This is a genomic window from Caldimicrobium thiodismutans, from assembly GCF_001548275.1.
Taxonomy (GTDB): domain Bacteria; phylum Desulfobacterota; class Thermodesulfobacteria; order Thermodesulfobacteriales; family Thermodesulfobacteriaceae; genus Caldimicrobium; species Caldimicrobium thiodismutans.
Genome location: NZ_AP014945.1, coordinates 777179 through 797858, shown reverse-complemented (window position 1 = coordinate 797858; position 20680 = coordinate 777179). Strand labels below are relative to the sequence as shown.

The following is a 20680-nucleotide window of genomic DNA, read 5'->3' as shown; positions in this document are numbered from 1 at the left end:
ATGGATTTAAGAGGGAAAAGAGTAGTTGTGGTTGGTTTTGGAAGGAGTGGGCAATCAGCAACAAGGCTTCTTCTTGTTAAAGGGGCTGAGGTTATTGTCTCTGAGGCAAATCTACGGGAAAAGCTTCCGCCATCTTACCTTTCTTCTATGGAGGTGCAAGGGGTTATCTTTGAAACAGGGGGGCACAGGGCTGAGACCCTGAAAAAGGCTGATCTCATAGTGGTTAGCCCGGGAGTTGCGCCTGAAGTCTATCTTCCTGCTCTTTCAGCTGGTGTCCCTGTCATTGGTGAGCTTGAGCTTGCCTTTAGATTCTTAACCCTTGAAGAAAGGCAAAATCTGATTGCCATAACCGGAACCAACGGGAAGACAACTACTACCGCAATGATTTCCGAAGTTTTGAAGCTCTCTGGATACAGGGTCTTTACCGGAGGTAACTACGGCATCCCCCTTTCAGAGTTTGTGCTCTCTGGAACAAAGGTAGACAAAATTGTTCTAGAGGTCTCAAGTTTCCAGCTTGAAAGAATTGAAGAGTTTTCTCCCCGCTTAGGTCTCCTTTTAAACATTACTCCAGATCACTTAGATAGATACTCATCTATGGAGGAATATGCCTATTATAAATATCGCCTCTTTGAAAGGCAAAGGGATGAGGATTATGCCCTTTTGCCTTGGAAAGAGCCCTTTTATCCAAGATTCAAATCCTTGATAAAGGGAAAGACCTTTTTCTTTTCTGAGACTGAGGAAGAAGGAGTATCTGCCTTTCTCAGAGGAGAGGAAATCGTGCTCAGATTTCAGAAGGAATCTGAAACTTATGATTTAAAGGATTTTAGACTCCTTGGTCTTCACAATCGTATCAATCTTGCTTCAAGTCTTCTTACAGGTAGACTTATGGGAGCAACCGAAGAGGCTTGTAGAAATTTAATCAAGGAATTTACAGGCTTTCCCCATCGCCTTGAATTTGTAGGAACCTATGGTGGAATTACCTTTATCAATGACTCCAAGGCAACCAATGTAGATGCCACCCTTCAAGCCCTAAGAGGGCTCAGTGGTCCTCTTATCCTTATCTTAGGGGGAAGACACAAAGGGGCAAGTTACCTTGAGCTTGTTCCCTTAATAAGAGAAAAGGTAAAGACCCTAATTCTTATGGGAGAGGCAAGATTTATCATTCAGGAAGATCTTGGTGGGCTTGTGGAGACCTATTTAGCTGAAGACCTTCCTCAAGCTATAGCTATAGCCTTTCAAGTGGCTTCACCAGGCGATATGGTTCTTCTTTCCCCTGCCTGTTCAAGTTTTGACCAGTTTAGGGACTATCAGGAAAGAGGAGAGGTCTTTAAGGAATTGGTTAGAAAGTATGCCCCACAGTATCTGAAAACCTATTCTGAGAGGGAGATTTATCATTGAGGTGGGTTATTGTGGCAGGAGGCACAGGAGGGCATCTCATACCAGGCATTGCCTTGGCTGAGGAGCTTATGCAGAGCGGGGAAGAGGTTCTTTTTATCTCAGGGAAAAGACCCATTGAGAGGAAAATTTTGGAAAATAGACCCTTTCCGGTAAAAGAGCTTGAAGTTGAAGGCATTGTGGGAAGGCCTCTAAAGGATAAGACAAGAGCCCTGTTTAAGCTTGTTAAGGCTACCTTCTCTGCTTATAATCTTTTGAAGAAATATGCTCCTTCAGCAGTGCTTGCCGAGGGTGGCTATGTCTCAGTTCCTGTTGTGCTATCAGCTAAACTTCTTGGCATAAAAAGTGCCTTACATGAGCAAAATCTTCTTCCTGGAAGGGCTAATCGCCTTCTGGCAAGGCTTGTAGATAGAGTCTTTATAAGTTTTCCTGAAAGTGCGGTCTTTTTCCCAGCTAATAAAACCATCTTCTCGGGAAATCCTGTAAGAAAAGAGCTTTTCCTTTCACGAAAAAGGGAGCATGAGGGCCCAGGGCTCCTTATCCTTGGCGGAAGCCTTGGAGCAAGATTTTTGAATGATTTAGTTCTTAAGATAATTGATAGGCTTTTTTCAGAGAGTCCTTCCCTTTTTCTGATTCATCAAACCGGTCTTGAGGAATATGAAAAGGTAAAAAGCCAGTATGAAAAATGGCCTCTCTGGGAAAGACATAAGGAGAGAATAAAGATTTTTCCATTTATAGAGGATATGGGCTGGGCCTATCAGCAAGCAGACCTCGTTATCGCCAGAGCTGGAGCATCCACTCTTTCAGAGCTTATAGCACTTAAAAAACCAGCTATTCTTATACCCTTTCCCTATGCTGCAGATAAACATCAGGACAAGAATGCAGAGGTTTTGGCAAAAGCTGGGGTAGCTCTGGTATTTAAACAGGAAGAGATAAGCCCTGAAATTTTTTTGGAAAGAGTTCTTGACCTCCTAAGAAATAACTCCCTTTTACAGCAGATGAGCTCAGCCTATGAGGGCTTTAATATTGCTAAGCCAGAAAGGATTATTATTGATGAGATGAAAAAAATTCTCCAGGAAGGAAGGAGACATGCTTGATAAAAAGAGAAAGATCCATTTTATAGGTATTGGTGGAGTTGGAATGAGTGGTTTGGCCCTAATTTTGAACCGTTTAGGGCATGAAGTAAGTGGATGTGATCTTGTCAAGAGTAAATATGTGAAATCCTTGGAGGAGGCAGGCATACAGGTCTTTCTTGGGCATGCTTCTTCCCATCTTGAGGATGTAGAAATTGTGGTTTATTCCTCAGCTATCTCTAAGGAAAATCAAGAACTTAAGTTTGCCAAGGAAAGGGGCAAGATAGTTCTACCCAGGGCTAAAATGCTTTCTGAAATTATGCAGGCCTATCCTAAAACCATAGTTGTGGCAGGCTCTCATGGGAAGACCACTACTACATCCATGGTTGCTCATCTGCTTCTCAAACTTAAACTTAATCCCACTGTAATTGTGGGTGGGGTCATTAATAATGTGGAGAGTAATTCCCTTTTGGGAGAGAGTGAGTTTCTTATAGCTGAAGCAGATGAAAGTGATGGTTCTTTCCTATTTTATTCACCCTTTATAGAAGTTATCACCAATATTGATCAGGAACATCTGGATTTTTATGCGGATTTCAATGCGGTAAAAAAGGCCTTTGCTAATTTTATCATGAGGTGTCATCCTGAGGGTAAAGTAATTTTGTGCAAAGATGATCCAGGGGTAAAGGAGGTAACTGAGGAGCTCTCAGGGCCTTTTCTTTTTTATGGTTTTTCAGATGGCTCGGATCTGCAGGGAAAAATCCTTGAAGAAAGCGCTTTTCCTTTAATTGAGGTATCTTTTAAAGGTAAAAAGCTTGGTAGATTTAGACTTCGGGTCCCAGGGAAGCACAATGCCCAGAATGCCCTTGGGGCTTTAGCAGTTGCCCTTGTGCTTGATCTCCCTATATCAAAGGCTTTAAAAGCCTTAGAGGGATTTTCAGGGGTTAGAAGAAGACTTGAGTATAAAGGCACCTTTCAAGGGGCCCTCTTAATAGACGATTATGCTCATCATCCCCGTGAGATTTCAGCAACTCTTTCTGCCATAAGAAGCCTGTATCCTCATAAAAAAATTCTTCTTCTCTTCCAACCCCATAGATACACACGCACCAAGGCCCTGTGGGAGGATTTTCTGCTTGCCCTCAAGGAGCCAGAAATTCTTCTTTTAACTGAGATTTATCCTGCCAGTGAAGAGCCAATTCCAGGGATCTCTGGAGAGGCCTTTTATCAGGCTGTAAAGGAAGTAAGGGGGGTAAGACCTACCTTTTTTGAAAAAGATTTGAAGGATGCAAGAGAGCTTCTGGAAAAGCTTGCCAGCTCTGAATTGATTATAATGTCCATGGGGGCAGGGAATATCTATCATCTTCTGGAGGAGCTCTCTGAAAAGGGATTGGAAGGGTATGCAGTGGCTTAAAGGGCTTGATAGATATTTAAAGGATTTAGGAATTAATTTCAAGGAGAGAGAACCCCTTGCACCCTATACTACAATAAAAATAGGGGGCTCTTCTGAAAGGGTTGTCTTTCCAGAGGATAAGGAAAAACTGGTAAAACTCCTTAGCTTTCTTGAAAAAGAGGGAATGCCCTTTTATGTAATGGGAGGAGGAAGCAATCTTCTTCCTGCAGATAGTGGTTATGAGGGTGTGGTTATAATGTTAAAGTCCTTAAAGGGAATTGAAGTTCTCTCTCAAGGGCAGACCCTTAGATTAAGGGTGCTTGCGGGGACAACCTTAAATAGCTTGATAAGAGTAGCTTATGAGATGGGCTATAGTGGGTTTGAGTTTTTAGCAGGAGTTCCGGCAACCCTTGGTGGAGCAGTTAGGATGAATGCTGGGGCATTTGGAAAAAGCACCTCCCTTTTGGTTAAAAGGGTTGAGATTTATAGAAAGGGGAAGATAGAAGAGCTTGAGCCAAAGGAAGGGGATTGGACTTATCGGGCCTTTAGACCTGATGGGGTAATCCTTGCCAGTGAAATTGAATTTGAAAAAAGCTCAAAAGATGAGATTAAAAGGCATCTTCAGGAGATTTGGGCAAAAAGAAGAGCCACCCAGCCAGTAACAGAGAAGACCTTTGGCTCTGTCTTCAAAAATCCCCCTTGTTGTTATGCAGGAGCTATGATTGAGAGCGTTGGCCTTAAAGGTTACCGTATTGGGGAAGCAAAGATCTCTGAAAAACATGCCAATTTTATTGTAAACGAGGGTAGGGCAAGGGCAGAAGATGTCCTGAAATTGATGAAGCTTGCGCAAGAAAAGGTCTATGAAAATTTTAGAGTCCTCCTTGAACCAGAAGTAAAATTTTTGGGGTTAAAGGATGCTGAACTTTTTTAAAAGATATAAAATTTTTATGGGCCTGGTTTTAATGCTTATACTCCTTTCAGGAGTAATTATTTATCTCCTTTACTTTACCAATCTTTTTGTTTTGAAAGAGATTAGGATTAGAGATAATAAAAGGGTATCCCAGGAAGAAATAATCAAGCTTACAGGATTAAAAGGTGGAGAAAGGCTCTTTGGAATAGACTTGAAACTCCTCAAGGCCAAAATCAAAAAACACCCCTTTATTGAGGACTGCGTAATCCTTAGGCGCATCCCCTCTTTACTTGAGATCTCTGTTAGAGAAAGAGAAGGCCTTGCCATCCTTATAAGAGAAAACAGAGGTTATCTTATAGATAAGCAGGGAGTGATTCTTGGGGGTATTCTCCCTCAGGATTATCTCTTTTATCCCTTAGTTGAAATAAAAGATGAGGAGTGGAAGGATAAATTTTTTACCTTTCTTGATTGGATTAAACATAACAAGTCCTATCTTCCTGTATTTGAAAATTTTGCTAAAATTACCCTGGAAAGAGATAAAATAATCTTTGAGACCAAAAATCATTTACGAATTTATTTTCCGGTGAGTATAATGGAGGAATGGATAAACCTTTACAAATATCTTGACCGCATTATGGTATATTTATACGATAATCAAATGATTGAAAAGGTTGAAATAATAAGGCTTGATTATCCCTTTGGTCAGGCTTTACTAAAGTTTAGGAGTTAATTTATGAAGAAAGGTGGAGGAATTTTAGTTGTTGATGTAGGGACAACCAAGATTTGTGCTCTTGTGGGAGAGGAAAGGGAGGGCAAGCTCTGGGTTACCGGGATGGGGGTTGTGCCCTCTCTGGGCCTAAAAAGGGGGTCCATTATTAATATTGAAGAGGCCTCTCAGAGTATAAGGAATGCTATAGAAAAGGCTGTTACTCAGGCTAAACTTGAACCGGATTATATTTTTACCGGAATAGCTGGGAGCCATATTAAGACTCAGTCTAATATGGGAGTGGTAGCTCTAAAGGAGAAAGAGGTTACCCCTCAGGATGTGGAGGAGGTTTTAGCTTCAGCTCAGGCTATAGACCTTCCTCAGGATAGGATCTTGCTCCATGTGATCCCTCAGGAATTTGTGGTGGATCAGACAAGGGGGATTGTGCATCCTGTTGGAATGATGGGGGTCAGGCTTGAGGCTCATGTGCAGTTAATTACTGCTCAAAGGAGTTATGTGCAGAACCTTTTGAGATGTTTTGAAAACTTGAATTTAGATGTGGATGGGGTTATTTTTCAGGGCTTAGCCTCAGCTGAAGCTGTGCTTACACCAGAAGAAAAAGAGCTGGGGGTCTTACTCATTGATTTTGGAGGAGGAACAAGCGATATAGTTATTTATAAGGAAAATGTTTTAAGATATGTGGCCTCTGTTCCCGTAGGAGGAGAACTTCTTACTGGGGACCTTGCGGTCTGTCTGCGAACGACACGCACTGAGGCAGAAAAAATTAAGATTGAAAGAGGAGTCTGTTTAAGGGAGCTTGTAGATGAGGAAGATGTTATTGAGGTTGCAGGAATTGGCCAAAGACCTGGGCGGAAAATAAGTAAAAAGATTCTGGCAGAGATTCTTGAAGAACGCGTCAAAGAGCTCTTGGTTCTTATTGAAGCAGAAATAAAAAATTTCCCCAAGACCTTTTTAACAAGCGGAGTGGTCTTAACTGGTGGGTCATCCCTTCTTCCGGGGCTTTTGTATTTAGCAGATCAGATCCTTGATCTTCCTGCTCGTGTGGGCTATCCCGAAAGACTTCCTGGTCTTACAGAGGAGATCTCTCATCCGCAATTTGCAACTGCTGTAGGCATGCTTATGTATGTTTACCAAAACCATTATCAAGGTTTAGAAAAACCCTCACAAAAAGAGGGAGGGTTAATGGAAAAGATAAAAAAACTTTTAAAAATATAGAGGAGGCTGCCATGACTTTACCCTTTGATCTGGTTCATCAAGAGGATGTGAAACTTCAGCCCAACATAAAAGTTATTGGAGTAGGGGGGGCAGGTGGAAATGCGGTCTCCCATATGATAAAACGCGGTTTAATAGGAGTTGAATTTATTGTGGCTAATACTGATTATAAAGTTCTCTCCCTAAATCCAGCCTCTATTAAGCTTCAGCTTGGTAAGAATCTAACGCGTGGTCTTGGAGCAGGAGGAAAGCCAGAGATTGGAAAAAAGGCAGCGGAGGAGTCTGAAAAGGAAATTCGGGATGTCCTTAAAGATGCAGATATGGTTTTTTTAGCTGCTGGCATGGGAGGAGGAACAGGCACAGGAGCAACTCCCATAATTGCAAGTATCTGTAAAGAGTTGGGAATACTTACTGTAGCAGTGGTTACCAAGCCCTTTTCTTTTGAGGGTAAAATCAGGATGAAACAGGCTGAGGAAGGCCTTGAGGAAGTAAAAAAGTATGTGGACACCTTAATTACTATTCCCAATGATAAACTTATTTTATTGGGCTCCCCTCAGGAAAGACTTTATGAGATGTTTAAAAAGGCTGATGATGTTTTATATTATGCAGTAAGAGGTATTTCAGATCTTATTTTATCTCCCGGGTATATTAATCTTGACTTTGCTGATGTTAAGGCGGTGATGACAGAAACAGGAGGAGTTGCTTTGATGGGTATGGGAGAGGCAAGCGGAGAGGAGAGAGCAGAGCTTGCGACTCAAATGGCTATTTCAAGTCCCCTCCTTGAGGATCTCTCCATCAGCGGTGCTAAGGGTCTTCTTCTTAACATAAGTGTTCATCCTGAAACCCTTACCCTTCAAGAGACCCAGTATATTACAGGAATGGTTTCAAAGGAGCTTCATCCTGAGGCAAGAGTTTATCTTGGTGTAGTTTTTGATGAAAACCTTGGAGAAAACTTACGAATTACCATTATTGCCACAGGCCTTGAAAAGGAGAAAAGGGTCTCCACTTCAGGCGAAAAGGTCATTTCCCTTGAAGAAAGAAGTAGGGCTAAGGAAGAGAAAAAGAAGATCGACTGGAGAGAGTGGCTTAATGAAGATCTTCTTGAGGTGCCCACTATCCTTCGCAAAAGTGCTGATTAAAGATGAAAGAAATAGCCTATTTTGAAGATCCAGTCAAAGGTCAACCACTTAAACTTGCCTTATTTAAGATTGAAGAGATAGAGCCTCCCCCCTTTCAACGAGATATCTCTGAGAGCTTGAAAAAGCATTTAGAGATGTCTATTGAAAAACTTGGATTTCTTACCCCAATTGTAGTTGTGCCAAAGGGAGGAAAATATTATGTAGTGGATGGAAGACATAGATTAGAGGCTATGCGTGATCTTGGAGCAAAGGAGATCTTAGCAGTTGTTGTTGATGAAAGCCTTTACCATTATATTCTTGAGTTTAATACAGAAAAACCCCCTAATGTAAAAGATAAATCTAAACAGGCCTATCGGCTTTTTATGGACTTTTTGAAGGAATCCCCAGACCTTTTGGAAGAGGAACTTTTTACCTATTTTAAGGAACCTATGTTGATCACCTTTGGATTTACCATTGAGGAATACGATCCCCGCTTTCCAGCAAGTTTTTATGAATCCTTTCTTGAAAAGATTGATCAATTTTTGAGATTACCCTTACCTTCTGCCGCTGAGGAGCGGAGAAATAGAGCAAAGGCCCTACTTGAATTAAATCAGGTAGTAAATGAAAAATATGCAGAGTTTGGCTGGGAAAATGCCCTTCTCAAGGGTGAAATAGTGAGAAAGGCTGTGCAGAGAGCCTACGGTATGAGAGTGAGAACCATTGAAGAAGAGTTTTATTCTGCCCTTGAGAGGGTAAAAGATGCCTGTAACAACTTAACACTCGAGGATTTTGGAGGTCTAAGTGAATAACCTGGATCCAGAATTTAAACCCCTTCTTCGCCAAGTTGATCTTTTTCCTGGAGAATTTCAAGGTCAGCAGGTTGTCCTCTTAAGGGACCCAGTAGGAATTGTAGATGAGGTAATTGCTCTTCCTCAGGGAATTCTCTTTTTGCTTGCCCTTATGGATGGAGAGCACGATCTGCGAGATCTTCAGGCTGAAGCCACAAAAAGAACCGGCCAAATTGTCCCTCTTGAGGAGATTGTAAAACTTGTCAGTTTGCTTGATGCTAAAGGTTTTCTCTGGAGTAAGAGCTTTGAAGAGATAAAGGAGAGGGCCTATCAGGCCTGGTTTCAACAGAGACTCCGTCTTATGGCCCATGCTAATATGGGGTATCCTTTAGAACAAGATGAAGCTAAGGCCTTCTTGGATAAGATTTTGAGTCTTTCCTCTGCCGATGGAAAAGAGGCCTCTCGGATACTTATTGCCCCTCATATAGATTTGAGAGTTGGAGCTAAGGCCTATGCAGAAGCCTATAAGAGATTTAAGCCTCAGGCGGGATCAAGGGTCATTATTCTTGGTGTGGGGCACTACCTTGATTTTCCCTATTCGGTCTTAACCAAGGATATAGCTACTCCTTTTGGTATCTTAAGGAATGATAGGGGAGGTCTTCTATATCTAACTAATTCAAAAAAGCTTGAGCTTTTTCCAGATCACATTGCCCATAAACTTGAGCATTCTATTGAGTTTCAGGCCTTATTCTTGCATCACCTTTTTGGAGATGATGTAGTTGTCCTCCCTGTTCTTATAGGTTCTCATCGCCTTCTTTTTTCTAATGAGAAACTTATAGATGGATTAGTTGAGGGGCTTTTGGATCTCCTTGATGAAAGGAGTTATATAGTGTTGGGAATTGATTTTTGTCATCTTGGTCTTCGTTATGGAGACCCTGTAAGCGTTGACGAAATTCTGGCTCAATCTGCCCTTAAGCACGATAGAGATCTTCTTGAACTTGCTTTTTCAGGAAAGGTTAAAGAGCTGGAAGATTTTGTCCTTGCCCTGGAGAGAATGAAGGTCTGTGGAGCAAGTGCTTTGTATATATTATCTAAACTCATCTCAAAGGGAGTTTTTCAGGGCAAGGGGGAGATTTTTTATCAAGAGGTTTTACCCTTTGGCGAGGGTTCAGCTGTAAGTGTAGCTTCAGCGGGTTATATTATCTAAGACCTCAAGAAGGCTCTCCAGACTAAAGGGTTTTATGAGGACCTCTTTAAATCCTAAGGCCTTTGCATCAAGAGTTTCTTTTTTATAGGCATAGCCAGTTGCTAAAATGGCCTTTACCTCTGGATCCCTCTTTTTTAATTCATAAAAGGTCTGAATACCATCCAAGGCACCTGGAACTGTAAGATCAAGAATAACTGCATCAAAAGGCCCATCTCTTTCATATAATTGAAGGGCCTCTTCCCCATTTTCACAGGTAATAACCTCAAAATCAAAGGATTCAAGAAGTTCCTTTAAGGACTCTCTAATCTCTATCTCATCATCCATAAGAAGTATGCGTTTTTTACTCTCGGGAGTGGAAAATTGCAATTGAGGGGCTTCAACAGGGGAGACCTCTTTTTCAGAAAAGGGTAAATATATTTTAACTGTCGTTCCCTGACCAGGAGAACTCTCAATTTCAATTTTACCACCATGAGCCTCGATAATTCTATTGGCTGAGAATAGGCCAAGTCCTGAACCACCAGGTTTAGTGGTTATAAAGGGTTTGAAAAGATCTTTTTTGATCTTTTCAGGAATTCCAGGGCCTGTATCAGAAATTCCTAACATTACATATGGTTTAGTTAATTCAGTAACAATTTTTATGATGCCTTTGTCATTCATAGCTTGTCTTGCATTAACAAGAATATTATGTAAGGCAATACTTAATAAATTTTTATCACACTCAATGGACTTAATTCGAGGATCAAAGGAATATAAAATTTTTATACCCGAGCCAGCTAAAGCAAAGGCAGTTACTTCTCGCAGAAATTCAGGAAGGGAGAAAAGTTCAGGGGAGAGAATTAAACTTTTTCCATAGACAAGAAGTTCCTGAGTTATGGATTTTGCCCGGAGACAGGTATTTTTAATTGCCTGAAGCTTTTCAAGAATCTTATAAGGAAGAGCTGATCCTTTCCTAAGAAGAATTTCGGTGTTATTCAAAATACTGCTGAGAAGATTATTTAGATCATGGGCAAGGCCACTGGCAATCACTCTTAAAGTCTCAAGCTGGGTGTAGCGGGTTACCTCTGCTTCCCACTTTTTCTCCGAGGTTATGTCTCGCACTATAGCTAAAGATTTTAAAATCTCTTCTAAGGCAATTTCTCTAAAATATATGAATTTTTCTCTATTATCTATCTTTATTTTTATTGTATTTTTCGTCTCAGATATTTCTTTTTTATCAGGAATATCATGGCTGATCTCACAATTTACTTCTTTTAACAAAGATTTAAAAGATTTACCCAAAAGAGATTTTAGATCCTGTTCAAATATATCTTGAAAGGTCTTATTTGCTTTTAAGATTAGGCCATTTTCATTAAGAAGAGCTACACCTGTATCTATATTTTTAAACATAGTTTCAAGAATTTCCATTTCCTCCTTAAGCTTTTTTGAAATTATACTTAGAGAGGTGCTTTTTTCTTCCAATAAAGACTCAAGAATTTTCTTTCCCTCTTCAAGTTCTTTATTTAAGCGAGTATTTTTTCTATATAAATAAAGGAGGTAGAAAATAGTAAATCCAGCTAATAAAATTAAAGCTGAATAGATAATAGTAAGTCTTTGTTTTTCAGCTTCAACCATTTTGCGTAAAGGAAAAAAAGGTCCGATAAGAAGTTCTTTCATTATAACATATAGTTGATGGGGCTCATAGGGAAGTATAACCATAAGATCGGAATTTGGTATCTCCTTTTTCATTTGAGCAAGATCAGATAAGGCCTGATAAAGGGTTGATATAAGTTTAGGGGAGGCCTCCCTTGTATACACTAAATACCAGTCTGGAATAAGGGTAGTTGAGACAAGAAAGGGAAAATCTGGATAGCTTTTAGAGGCCAAAACCTTGATTTTATTGAGATTTATATATTTTTTCTTATTAAGATATTCTAAAACTCCTGTCCTTACTGCACCAGCATTAACTTCTTTTTTTAAAACAGCTTCAATCACTTTTTCCCAGCTACCTAATCTCTTCAGTTTTATATGATCTTCTTTAATCCCAATCTTATTAAGCTCATATAGGCTTAGTGCAAAACAGCTCGCACAGTCAGAAACTATCCCTATGGTTTTCCCCTTTAAATTAGAGAGAGAATTTATGGAAGAATCCTTTAAAGTAAAAATAACTGCTCCTTGAAGCCCTTTTCTTGAAAATTCATAGGAATAGATGTTAAAAATAGGAAAAACTCCCTTTGTTTCCCGGTCTTGAAATCTTTCTTTTAAATTTATAAAGATGGGGGGATTAACGATGGCCAGTTGAAAATTTGGGCTTTTCACATCCCTGAAATATCTATCATCAACATATAGGCATGAAAAGGAAAAATCCTTGCTTTTCTGATTGAGATAACCTGCAAGGGCCTCACAATTTATAAGGGGTCTATCAAGAATCTTAGCATTAAGAGCATAGATAACTATCCTTTCCTTAGCTAATGAGGAGATAGGAAGAAAAAAGATAAAACCTAAAAAAATCCATATTTTCAACTTTTTCATATACTAATTAATTTTAGGTAATCAGAATTTATTGTCAAGCGAAAAATATCCTTAGAAACTTTTGAGATAGAGTAAGCTTTTCGGATGTAGGTCTATTTTTAAAAGTTCAAATTTTTTTCTACCTCATAAAGAAAATCTATAGCCTCCCCCTGAACTTATAAAGGAGCCTTGAAAAAAGAGGAAAAATAATTATTATTTTAGTAAACTAATTTAATAATTGGGAGGTGCTGAGCATGCCTATTTATGAATTTAAGTGTGAAAAGTGTGGCAAGATTTTTGAAGCCCTTTGTTTCACCAAAGAAGATGAGAAAGATGTAAGGTGCATTTATTGTGGTTCTAAGGATGTTACAAAGGAATACTCCTCTTTTGCTACCTCCTGGGGTAGAGGATTTATAGGAGGCTCTGGTTCTTGTGGCGGGGGAAGAGGTTTTGGCTTTGGTTGAGCTTAAGAGACCAAGGGGGTAGTTACCCCCTTGAGTTTTTCAAAGAACACCTCTATTTTTTTAGGATCTTTTTTTCCCGGCGATTTTTCAAGCCCTGAAGATAGGTCAATGGCATAGGGATTTACCTTTGAAACTGCCTCTAAAACATTGTCAGGGTTTAATCCCCCTGCTAAAAAAATTCTATGGCCTTTTAAGACAATGTCTCTAGCGATATCCCAGTTGAAGGTCTTTCCTGTCCCCCCAGGTAGACCCTCTTTATAGGTGTCAAGTAAAAGGGCATAAGCATCTCTCCAATAATCAAGTTCATCAAAAGAAAGGGAATCTTTGATTCGAAAAGTTTTAATACAGCGTTGTAAACCAATTTTTCTGGCCAGATCTAAATTCTCCCGACCATGAAGTTGGATTAAATCTACCCCAAGGTCAAGGGCTGATTTTATTTCCTCGTAAGGAGCATCCACAAAAACAGCTACTTTTTTAGGGATTTTTACAGCCTTTAAAAGTTCTGAAAGCCTTGAACCAACATATCGTGGGGAAGGAGGATAGAGAATAAATCCTAAGTAGTGAACAGGATATGCTTCAAGAAGCTTAATATCTTCAAGATTAGTGATACCGCAAATTTTTATTTTAACGGAAATTTTAAAACCTCCGATCAAAGTAAATGTTTTTACCTTTAACACTTAGGGGGATTCCAAGGATAATATCCCCGGGCATTAAACCAAGTCTTTTGACTGCTACTCCAATAGTATACATAACCCTATTATCAAGGCATAAATCCTTAGCTTTTGAGACTGCAGAACCTATAGCAATACCAAGATCAATGAGTCTCATAGCGCATACCGGACCTTCATAATCAAGCTTTTGTTTAGTCACCTTCAGAATGCTTTCACAGGTGAAACCACAGGCTCCGCAGTTGACACCAACAGGCCTTTTAAAGTCAAGGGAGATTAAAACTAAGGCCTCTGAATTCCGCAAATTTTCTGCATCCCTTTTAAAGAATTTAAAGGCCTCTCCACGCTCGGCTATTTTTTCCATCTCCTGGGCAATTGCTTCCATTTCTTCCCTTTTTATAACTAAGGCAAGGACAATATCATCTTGCCCTCTGGCCTTAGGAGCAGTTCTTGCAGATACTAAAAGCTCATAGGCAAGCTTTTCCACTGCCTCTTTCTCTGGATTTATCTTCATAGGCTTTACCTCCTCCTGCAATTTTAAATCACAGAAAACCATGATTTTTTAAGAAATCTAAGGTGATCTCTTTACCCCGTTGTGAAGAGAGTTTTTCCAGATAGGGTTTTGCCCATTGATAGACCATTTTTGCAATCATATCAACTTCAAGATTTACGAAGTCTCCAATTTTTTTTGAAGAAAGGGTGGTTACCTTATAGGTATGGGGAATAATCATAAGGGCAAACTTATTTGAGCTAACTTCATTAATAGTTAAACTTATGCCATCAACGGCAATCGAGCCCTTAGGGATAAGATAGGGAGATAATTCTTGAGGTATTTCTATTTCAAAGAGATAATAGTCTCCAACCTTAGAGATATTAATTATTTTCCCTGTAGCATCTACATGCCCTGAAACTAAGTGCCCTCCAATTGAAGCCCCCAGTTTAAGTGCCCTCTCTAAATTCACTTCATCTCCAGCCTTTTTAATTTTAAGGGTTGTCCGAGCAATGGTCTCAGGGGATACCTGGGCAGTAAATTTTTTTTCTAAAACTTTAGTTGCGGTAAGACAAATTCCATCCACAGCTATGCTATCACCGATTTGAGTATCACCTAAGGAAAATTCACTTTCAATTTCAATAAGGAACCCCTGGCCTTGAGGAACTAATCTACGAATAATTCCCTTCCCCTCAATTAGACCTGTAAACATAATTATGTCTATTATAAAGATTTTTTAGCCCTGTGCAAGGGAATGTATAAATCCATATCTTTTGAGCCTCTATAGTATTTTTTCTTTGGGCGTAATACAAATTAAATCTCTCCACATACCCGTTCCCCTTCGGAAAGAAAGGATAAATAATCTTTAAAATCTTTCTTTTAAGTAGGGGTTTAAAATTTTAAACCCCCACCCTGGATACCTCAAAAGCAGAAACAGTTGCCTCTGTTCCATACTTTTCATGCTAAGTAAGTATTTTTAGTTTCCGCAAAACTTCTTCTCTTTGAGAGGCTTCTTTGATGGATTCTAACCTTTGAAGAAGTTTTAAATCTTTTGAGGGATTAGGCAGGATAGAATTGGCCATAGCTTTAACCTCTCCTTATAATTTTTAAGTTCCATTTTACCACCTTTCCTTTTTCTTGTAAGAATATGAACTTATGCAAGGGAAAAGGTAAATTTCCTCTTGACTTTATCCAAAAATCCTTTAAAAATATGTTAAGTATGGAGATAATTACTATAAAAACTACCAAAAAGACCGAGTTAATAGATATAACCTCTGATGTAGAGAGGGTCCTACCCCATAAAGACGGAATTTGTATTCTTTTCAATCCCCATACTACAGCGGGTCTGATTGTAAATGAAGGAGCTGATCCTTCAGTAAAGGAAGATATATTAGCCATATTTTCACAGCTTGCCCCAGAGAAGTATCCTTATAAACACCTTGAAGGGAATTCGCCAGGGCATATTAAGTCAAGTCTCACTGGCCCTACATTAATTCTTCTTGTTGAAAAAGGAAAACTTCTTCTTGGGACATGGCAGAGAGTTTTTTTTGCTGAATATGATGGGCCAAGAAATAGAAAGGTATATGTAAAATTTATGGAGGGATAAATGAAAAAATATTTTCTCCTTTTGTGTTTAAGTGTGGCTTTAATAATTTCATGTAAAGCTCAATCTCAATATTATCAAGAGAAGGCTTTTTCTCATAAAGAGATTGCTAAACTTTATTTTGATGAAGGGCGTTATACAGAGGCTCTTCAGGAGCTTGAATTGGCAAAAAAAACAGATAAGTGCGATGCAGAAACCTTTAATCTTTTTGGGCTTGTTTATATGACCAAAAAGGACTTTGCAAAGGCGGAAGAGGCTCTTCAAGAGGCAACAAAGCTTGACCCCTCCTTTTCTGAAGCTTACACCAATCTTGGAGCTTTGCGCATGCTCCAAGGGAAATATCAGGAGGCTATTTCATATTTTGAGAAGGCTATTTCCAATCCCCTTTATGTTAATATTCATCTTGCTCTGACCAATCTTGGTTGGGCCTATTATCAGCTCGGTGATAAAGAAAGGGCTCTTGATTACCTCCAAAGGGCTCTGAAAGAAAATGCTCGGGCAACCAAGGCTTTAATTTATCTTGCCCTTATTCATCTTAATGAGGGAGATTATGCTTCAGCAGAATTTTATCTCAAGAGAGTCCTGAAAAATGATCGCTCTTCCATGGAGGCAAGATATTATTTGGGAGAAGTCTTTTTTAGACAGGGAAAATTAGATTTGGCCAAAGAAATCTGGGAATCTGTAACTCAAATAGCTCCAAATTCAGAGTGGGGCAATCTCTCTGAGGAGAGGCTTTATTTAATTAAAAAGCTTCAGACTACTGCCCCTGCTAAACCATAAGAATCTCTTTTTTAAGAGTCTCTCCTTTTTCTTGATAGGCTTCAAGCCTGTTTAAGGCTTTAATCAGGGCCTTTAGACTGGCAATAACAATATCTCCATCTTTACCCAGCCCTGCAGATTTAATTCCTCTTTCATCTTCAAGAATTACACCACAGACCCCTTCTGCAGAGGTGCCACCAGATAGGGCATCTATATGAAAGTCAAGAAGTTTTAAACTCTTTTTTCCCTCTTCGCCTGTAAAGGTATAGCCAAGGGCAGAAGCTACAGCCTTGTAAGCTGCATCAATTGGACCAATACCAAGACCAACGGATACTCTTTGTCCAAGTTTTTTATCCTCAATTTCAACCTGAGCAATAGGTTTAAGGGAGCCACTTAAAACACTTATAACTTGAGAGGAGGTCAATTTATATCTATACTCTCTTTCAAGTAAAAGATCAAGGACAATCCCTTCAAGATAGGCATCATCAACCTTTCTTAAGATATCTTTCACTTCAGATCTGTATTTTTCAAAGACCTTATCCAGCATTTCTTTGGAAAGCTTCCAGCCAAGGCTTTCAAGTTTAAAAGATATGGCGTGCCTTCCTGAATGTTTCCCAAGGACAATTGCAGAGCCTGTCCAGCCTATCTCCTTGGGATCAATAATCTCGTAAGTGGATCTCTCGCAAAGAACTCCGTGTTGATGAATACCCGATTCATGAGCAAAGGCATTTGCCCCCACAATTGCTTTGTTGGGTTGCACAAGCATACCAGTATGTTGGGAGACAAGCTGGCTTACAGGTATTATTTTTTTTGTATTTATGTTGACAAGGGGTTCATAGCCCAATTTCTCTTTAAAAAAGTCAGCTCTGGTTTTGAGGGTCATAATAATCTCTTCCAAGGCTGCATTACCTGCTCTTTCTCCGATTCCATTGATAGTGCCTTCAACTTGTGTTGCTCCAGCAAGGATAGCTGAGAGAGAGTTAGCAACTGCTAAGCCAAGGTCATTGTGACAGTGCACAGAAATTCTTAGATCACCTTTTTTCAGGGCGGATTCATAACCATTTGCCTTGAGATTTTCAATGAGAAACTTTATTAAATCATAGTATTCTTGAGGTATAGTGTAACCTACTGTATCAGGGATGTTTATAGTTGTAGCCCCAGCTTTTACAACCTCAAGGACAACCTGAGCTAAAAAGTCTCTATTACTGCGAGTGGCATCTTCAGCAGAAAACTCTACATCTGGACAAAGACTTCTGGCAAAAGAGACAGCCTGTTTAGCAAGCTCTAAAACTTCCTCCCTTGATTTTTTGAGCTTATATTTAAGATGTATATCAGAGGTTGCAATAAAAGTATGAATCCTTGGTCTTTCAGCAGGTTTTATAGCCTCCCAGGCAACCTCAATGTCTTTTTGATTAGCTCTGGCAAGGGCAGCAATAGTTGCTCCTTTTACTTCTCGGGCAATAGTTTGCACAGATTCAAAATCACCAGGTGAGGTAATTGGAAAGCCAGCCTCAATTACATCAATCCCAAGCTCAGCTATGGCCTTTCCAATTTCAATCTTTTGCTTAATATTTAATGAAACCCCAGGGGACTGCTCTCCATCCCTTAAAGTGGTATCAAAGAAAACTATTTTTGAATTCAAGGTCTCCCTCCTATTACAATTAATTTTATTTTAAAACTATTTTAAATAAATTCAAGACCTTTTTGAGTAAAGTATAACATTTTCTTTGGAGCTTAAAAGAGGCATTCATGCATTCATATTTTTGAGACTTAAGAGGATTTTTACTACAACTTACTTTGCAGGAAAATGAACCTGTATTTTGTAGGACCCCTTGACAAAAATTTTTTTCTTGTCAAAATATAGTAGTATAAAATAGATAAAACCACAAGATATTGTGTTTGGGAGGATAAAATGGAATCCTTAGTTAGAAAAAGAAGTGGGAAGCTGGTTCCCTTTTCAAGGTTCAGAATAGTAAATGCCGTCTTTAAGGCCATGAAGGCAGTTGGGATTGGGGCTAAGGAGGATGCGGAAAGGATTGCCGATGCGGTCTCAGTTCAACTCTATAGAAGTTATTTCAAGAAAGGTGATATTCCCCATGTGGAGACCATTCAGGATATCATTGAAAAGACCCTTATGGAGAAAGGGTTTCCAGAGGTTGCCAAGGCTTATATTCTATATCGTGAGAAGAGGCGTGAGGCAAGAGAGATTGGGAAGGCTCTTGTTGATGGGATTAATCTAATTGAGGAATATCTTGGTCAGGATGACTGGAGGGTAAAAGAGAACTCCAATATGAATTACAGCCTTCAGGGTTTGAATTTTCATGTAAGTTCTTCAGTAGTTGCCCGTTACTGGCTTGAAAAGCTTTATCCCCAGGAGGTTGCTCAGGCCCACAAGGAAGGGGATTTTCATATTCATGACCTTGGTTCTCTATCTCCTTATTGTGTAGGATGGGACCTTTATGATCTTTTAATGCGCGGTTTTGGAGGGGTTTATGGCAAGGTTGAGAGCTCTCCACCCAAGCATTTTCGCTCAGCCCTTGGTCAAATTGTAAATTTCTTTTATACCCTGCAAGGTGAAAGTGCCGGGGCTCAGGCTTTTTCTAATTTTGATACCCTTCTTGCGCCCTTTGTAAGATATGACAAACTCTCTTATGAAGAGGTCAAACAATGTATGCAGGAGTTTCTCTTCAATGTAAATGTGCCAACCCGTGTAGGCTTTCAAACTCCCTTTACTAATCTCACCTTTGATCTCAAACCTTCTAAGTTATACAGGGATGTTAATATAATTATTGGAGGAAAACCAAGGGAAGAGGTTTATGGAGAGTTTCACAAAGAGATGTCCATGATTAACAGGGCCTTTTGTGAGCTGATGATGGCTGGAGATGCCAAGGGAAGAATCTTTACCTTTCCTATTCCCACCTATAATATTACCAAAGACTTTGACTGGGATAATCCTGATTATGAGCCCCTCTGGGAGATGACCAGAAAATATGGAATTCCCTATTTTGCCAATTTTGTAAATTCTGACATGGATCCTGATGATGCAAGAAGTATGTGTCTTGCTGGAGATGAAGAGATCCTCATCAAAAATTCAGAAACTATTAAAAGAGTAACTATAAAAGATGTTGCAGAATATTATAAAGCAAGTGATTTTGATAAGGAAGGTTGGGCTGAATGTAAGGCAGATGGGAATTTGAGAGTTCTTTCTCTTAATCCGTCTAATTTTAAGCTTGAGTGGGTGGGAGTTAAAAGATTTTTAAAAATTACTGACTCAAGAGCAGTTGAGATTATTACTGAAGATGGCAAAAAAGCTATTTATTCTCTCAAACATCCCCTTCCCATTTATACACCTCAAGGAATTAAAATGAAATTTGCTAAAGATGTATTAGGTGGAGATATACTTTTAGTTCTTAAAAAAACCGGTGAGGGGATTTTAAAAGAGGATTACCAGAAAATAGGGGATTATATTCTGGACGAAGACCTTGCTAAAATTTTAGGTTTCTTTATCGCAGATGGAAATTATCTTTTTGAAACAAGAAAGAATTTAAGAACTTACGGGAAACCAAGAGGCCTACAGTTTACTTTTAAGGCTGATGATGAAGAAACTATAAGAATTATTAAAACACTTTTACAGAAAAAATTTGGATTAAGGCTAACAGAAAAGAAAGATCTAAGATACAACACTTATTATATTTATGTTTATAATACTCATATTTCACGAGTCTTTTATGAGGCAGGTTTTAAAAAATACGGAAGGCTTCCTCAAGTAATTTTTAATAGTCCCAAATCTGTAATTCAAAGCTTTCTTGATTTCTTTATGAGAGGAGATGGGTATTTAAAAAGAAAGGAAATACATCTAAATGATAAAGAATTAGCCAGAGATCTTGTTCTTCTCTTTTCTCTAATTGGACAGCCTGTAACTTATAAAGAAAGAAAAAACAGTCAAAGAATTTACCTTCAACATAGTAAATCCTTGATAAAGCAAACTAACTACTATTTAAATAATCCTTTACTTTCGGAGAGAGTTCCCGGCTGGACTGCTCAGTCAACTTATAAAGTTCCAGGTCTGAAAAAAACACGAATGGTGGGTTTAAATACTCTTGATAAATATATGGCCCATACTGAGGAGAGTTTAAAGTTTAAAGAGGGAGATGTCTATCCTGTAAGAGTAAAAGAAGTAAAAATACTTGAATTTGACGAACCAAAAGAGTTTTATGATCTTGAACTTGAAAGGAATCATCTTTTTATTCATTCCTTAGGACAAGTTTCTTTTAATTGTTGTAGACTTCGTCTTGATCAAAGGGAGCTCAGAAAGAGGGGAGGAGGTCTTTTTGGTGCCAATCCCTTAACTGGTTGCTATGACGAAGAAACTGAGGTTTTAACTGTTTCTGG

The 20680-nt window shown here is 39.1% G+C and carries 17 protein-coding genes and 1 pseudogene; 13 read left to right on the top strand and 5 right to left on the bottom strand.

What is annotated here, in order from left to right:
* From murD to amrB, 9 genes are read left to right on the top strand one after another with little or no spacing between them, the layout of a single operon-like run.
* On the top strand, nucleotides 1-1398 hold the full coding sequence (gene murD, locus THC_RS03910; RefSeq protein ID WP_068513623.1) for a UDP-N-acetylmuramoyl-L-alanine--D-glutamate ligase: 1398 nt from the start codon (nucleotides 1-3) through the stop codon (nucleotides 1396-1398).
* Nucleotides 1395-2492: an undecaprenyldiphospho-muramoylpentapeptide beta-N-acetylglucosaminyltransferase gene (gene murG, locus THC_RS03905; RefSeq protein ID WP_068513621.1), complete on the top strand. Its 1098-nt coding sequence runs from the start codon at nucleotides 1395-1397 to the stop codon at nucleotides 2490-2492. Before murD ends, murG begins: the two co-directional genes overlap by 4 nt.
* Nucleotides 2485-3876 carry a UDP-N-acetylmuramate--L-alanine ligase gene (gene murC / locus THC_RS03900; RefSeq protein ID WP_068513618.1) on the top strand — a complete coding sequence of 464 codons (1392 nt, stop codon included), beginning with the start codon at nucleotides 2485-2487 and terminating at the stop codon, nucleotides 3874-3876. Before murG ends, murC begins: the two co-directional genes overlap by 8 nt.
* Nucleotides 3863-4786, top strand: coding sequence for a UDP-N-acetylmuramate dehydrogenase (gene murB, locus THC_RS03895; RefSeq protein WP_068513616.1), 924 nt, complete (start codon nucleotides 3863-3865; stop codon nucleotides 4784-4786). Before murC ends, murB begins: the two co-directional genes overlap by 14 nt.
* A gap of 31 nt (nucleotides 4787-4817) precedes the next feature.
* Nucleotides 4818-5495, top strand: coding sequence for a cell division protein FtsQ/DivIB (locus tag THC_RS03890; RefSeq protein WP_167344318.1), 678 nt, complete (start codon nucleotides 4818-4820; stop codon nucleotides 5493-5495).
* 3 nt (nucleotides 5496-5498) lie between these two features.
* Nucleotides 5499-6707 (top strand): cell division protein FtsA, encoded by a 1209-nt coding sequence (ftsA, locus tag THC_RS03885; protein WP_082706273.1) that lies wholly within the window; start codon nucleotides 5499-5501, stop codon nucleotides 6705-6707.
* An 11-nt stretch (nucleotides 6708-6718) separates the two neighbouring features.
* Nucleotides 6719-7843 carry a cell division protein FtsZ gene (ftsZ, locus tag THC_RS03880; protein WP_148638817.1) on the top strand — a complete coding sequence of 375 codons (1125 nt, stop codon included), beginning with the start codon at nucleotides 6719-6721 and terminating at the stop codon, nucleotides 7841-7843.
* Between the two features lie 2 nt (nucleotides 7844-7845).
* On the top strand, nucleotides 7846-8631 hold the full coding sequence (locus THC_RS03875; protein ID WP_068513610.1) for a ParB/RepB/Spo0J family partition protein: 786 nt from the start codon (nucleotides 7846-7848) through the stop codon (nucleotides 8629-8631).
* Nucleotides 8624-9817 carry an AmmeMemoRadiSam system protein B gene (amrB, locus tag THC_RS03870; protein WP_068513606.1) on the top strand — a complete coding sequence of 398 codons (1194 nt, stop codon included), beginning with the start codon at nucleotides 8624-8626 and terminating at the stop codon, nucleotides 9815-9817. Before THC_RS03875 ends, amrB begins: the two co-directional genes overlap by 8 nt.
* On the opposite strand, the gene THC_RS03865 is transcribed toward amrB, so the two are convergent.
* Entirely contained in the window at nucleotides 9797-12325 is a 2529-nt protein-coding gene (locus THC_RS03865) for an ATP-binding protein (RefSeq protein ID WP_082706272.1), read from the bottom strand. The genes amrB and THC_RS03865 overlap by 21 nt on opposite strands.
* A 233-nt stretch (nucleotides 12326-12558) precedes the next feature.
* Between THC_RS03865 and THC_RS03860 the strand changes: the two genes are divergently transcribed.
* The gene (locus THC_RS03860; protein WP_068513600.1) at nucleotides 12559-12768 is read left to right on the top strand and encodes an FmdB family zinc ribbon protein; all 210 of its coding nucleotides are present in this window, start codon (nucleotides 12559-12561) and stop codon (nucleotides 12766-12768) included.
* A 2-nt stretch (nucleotides 12769-12770) separates the two neighbouring features.
* Here the strand turns inward: THC_RS03860 and THC_RS03855 are convergent, their stop codons facing one another.
* From THC_RS03855 to THC_RS03845, 3 genes are read right to left on the bottom strand one after another with little or no spacing between them, the layout of a single operon-like run.
* Nucleotides 12771-13421, bottom strand: coding sequence for a phosphoribosylanthranilate isomerase (locus THC_RS03855; protein ID WP_231938378.1), 651 nt, complete (start codon nucleotides 13419-13421; stop codon nucleotides 12771-12773).
* Entirely contained in the window at nucleotides 13405-13950 is a 546-nt protein-coding gene (locus THC_RS03850; protein WP_068516617.1) for a ferredoxin domain-containing protein, read from the bottom strand. Before THC_RS03850 ends, THC_RS03855 begins: the two co-directional genes overlap by 17 nt.
* A gap of 28 nt (nucleotides 13951-13978) precedes the next feature.
* Nucleotides 13979-14638 carry a riboflavin synthase gene (locus THC_RS03845; RefSeq protein WP_068513597.1) on the bottom strand — a complete coding sequence of 220 codons (660 nt, stop codon included), beginning with the start codon at nucleotides 14636-14638 and terminating at the stop codon, nucleotides 13979-13981.
* Between the two features lie 507 nt (nucleotides 14639-15145).
* Here THC_RS03845 and THC_RS03840 point away from each other — a divergent pair.
* A complete protein-coding gene (locus tag THC_RS03840; RefSeq protein ID WP_068516614.1) occupies nucleotides 15146-15532 on the top strand; it encodes a secondary thiamine-phosphate synthase enzyme YjbQ in 387 nt (128 codons plus the stop codon).
* The gene (locus THC_RS03835; RefSeq protein ID WP_068513594.1) at nucleotides 15533-16309 is read left to right on the top strand and encodes a tetratricopeptide repeat protein; all 777 of its coding nucleotides are present in this window, start codon (nucleotides 15533-15535) and stop codon (nucleotides 16307-16309) included.
* Here the strand turns inward: THC_RS03835 and THC_RS03830 are convergent.
* Nucleotides 16299-17930: a 2-isopropylmalate synthase gene (locus THC_RS03830; protein WP_068513589.1), complete on the bottom strand. Its 1632-nt coding sequence runs from the start codon at nucleotides 17928-17930 to the stop codon at nucleotides 16299-16301. The genes THC_RS03835 and THC_RS03830 overlap by 11 nt on opposite strands.
* A gap of 270 nt (nucleotides 17931-18200) precedes the next feature.
* Between THC_RS03830 and THC_RS09770 the strand changes: the two are divergent.
* A pseudogene (locus tag THC_RS09770) lies at nucleotides 18201-20528 on the top strand (ribonucleoside triphosphate reductase); the annotation flags it as partial.
* Nucleotides 20529-20680 lie beyond the last annotated feature (152 nt).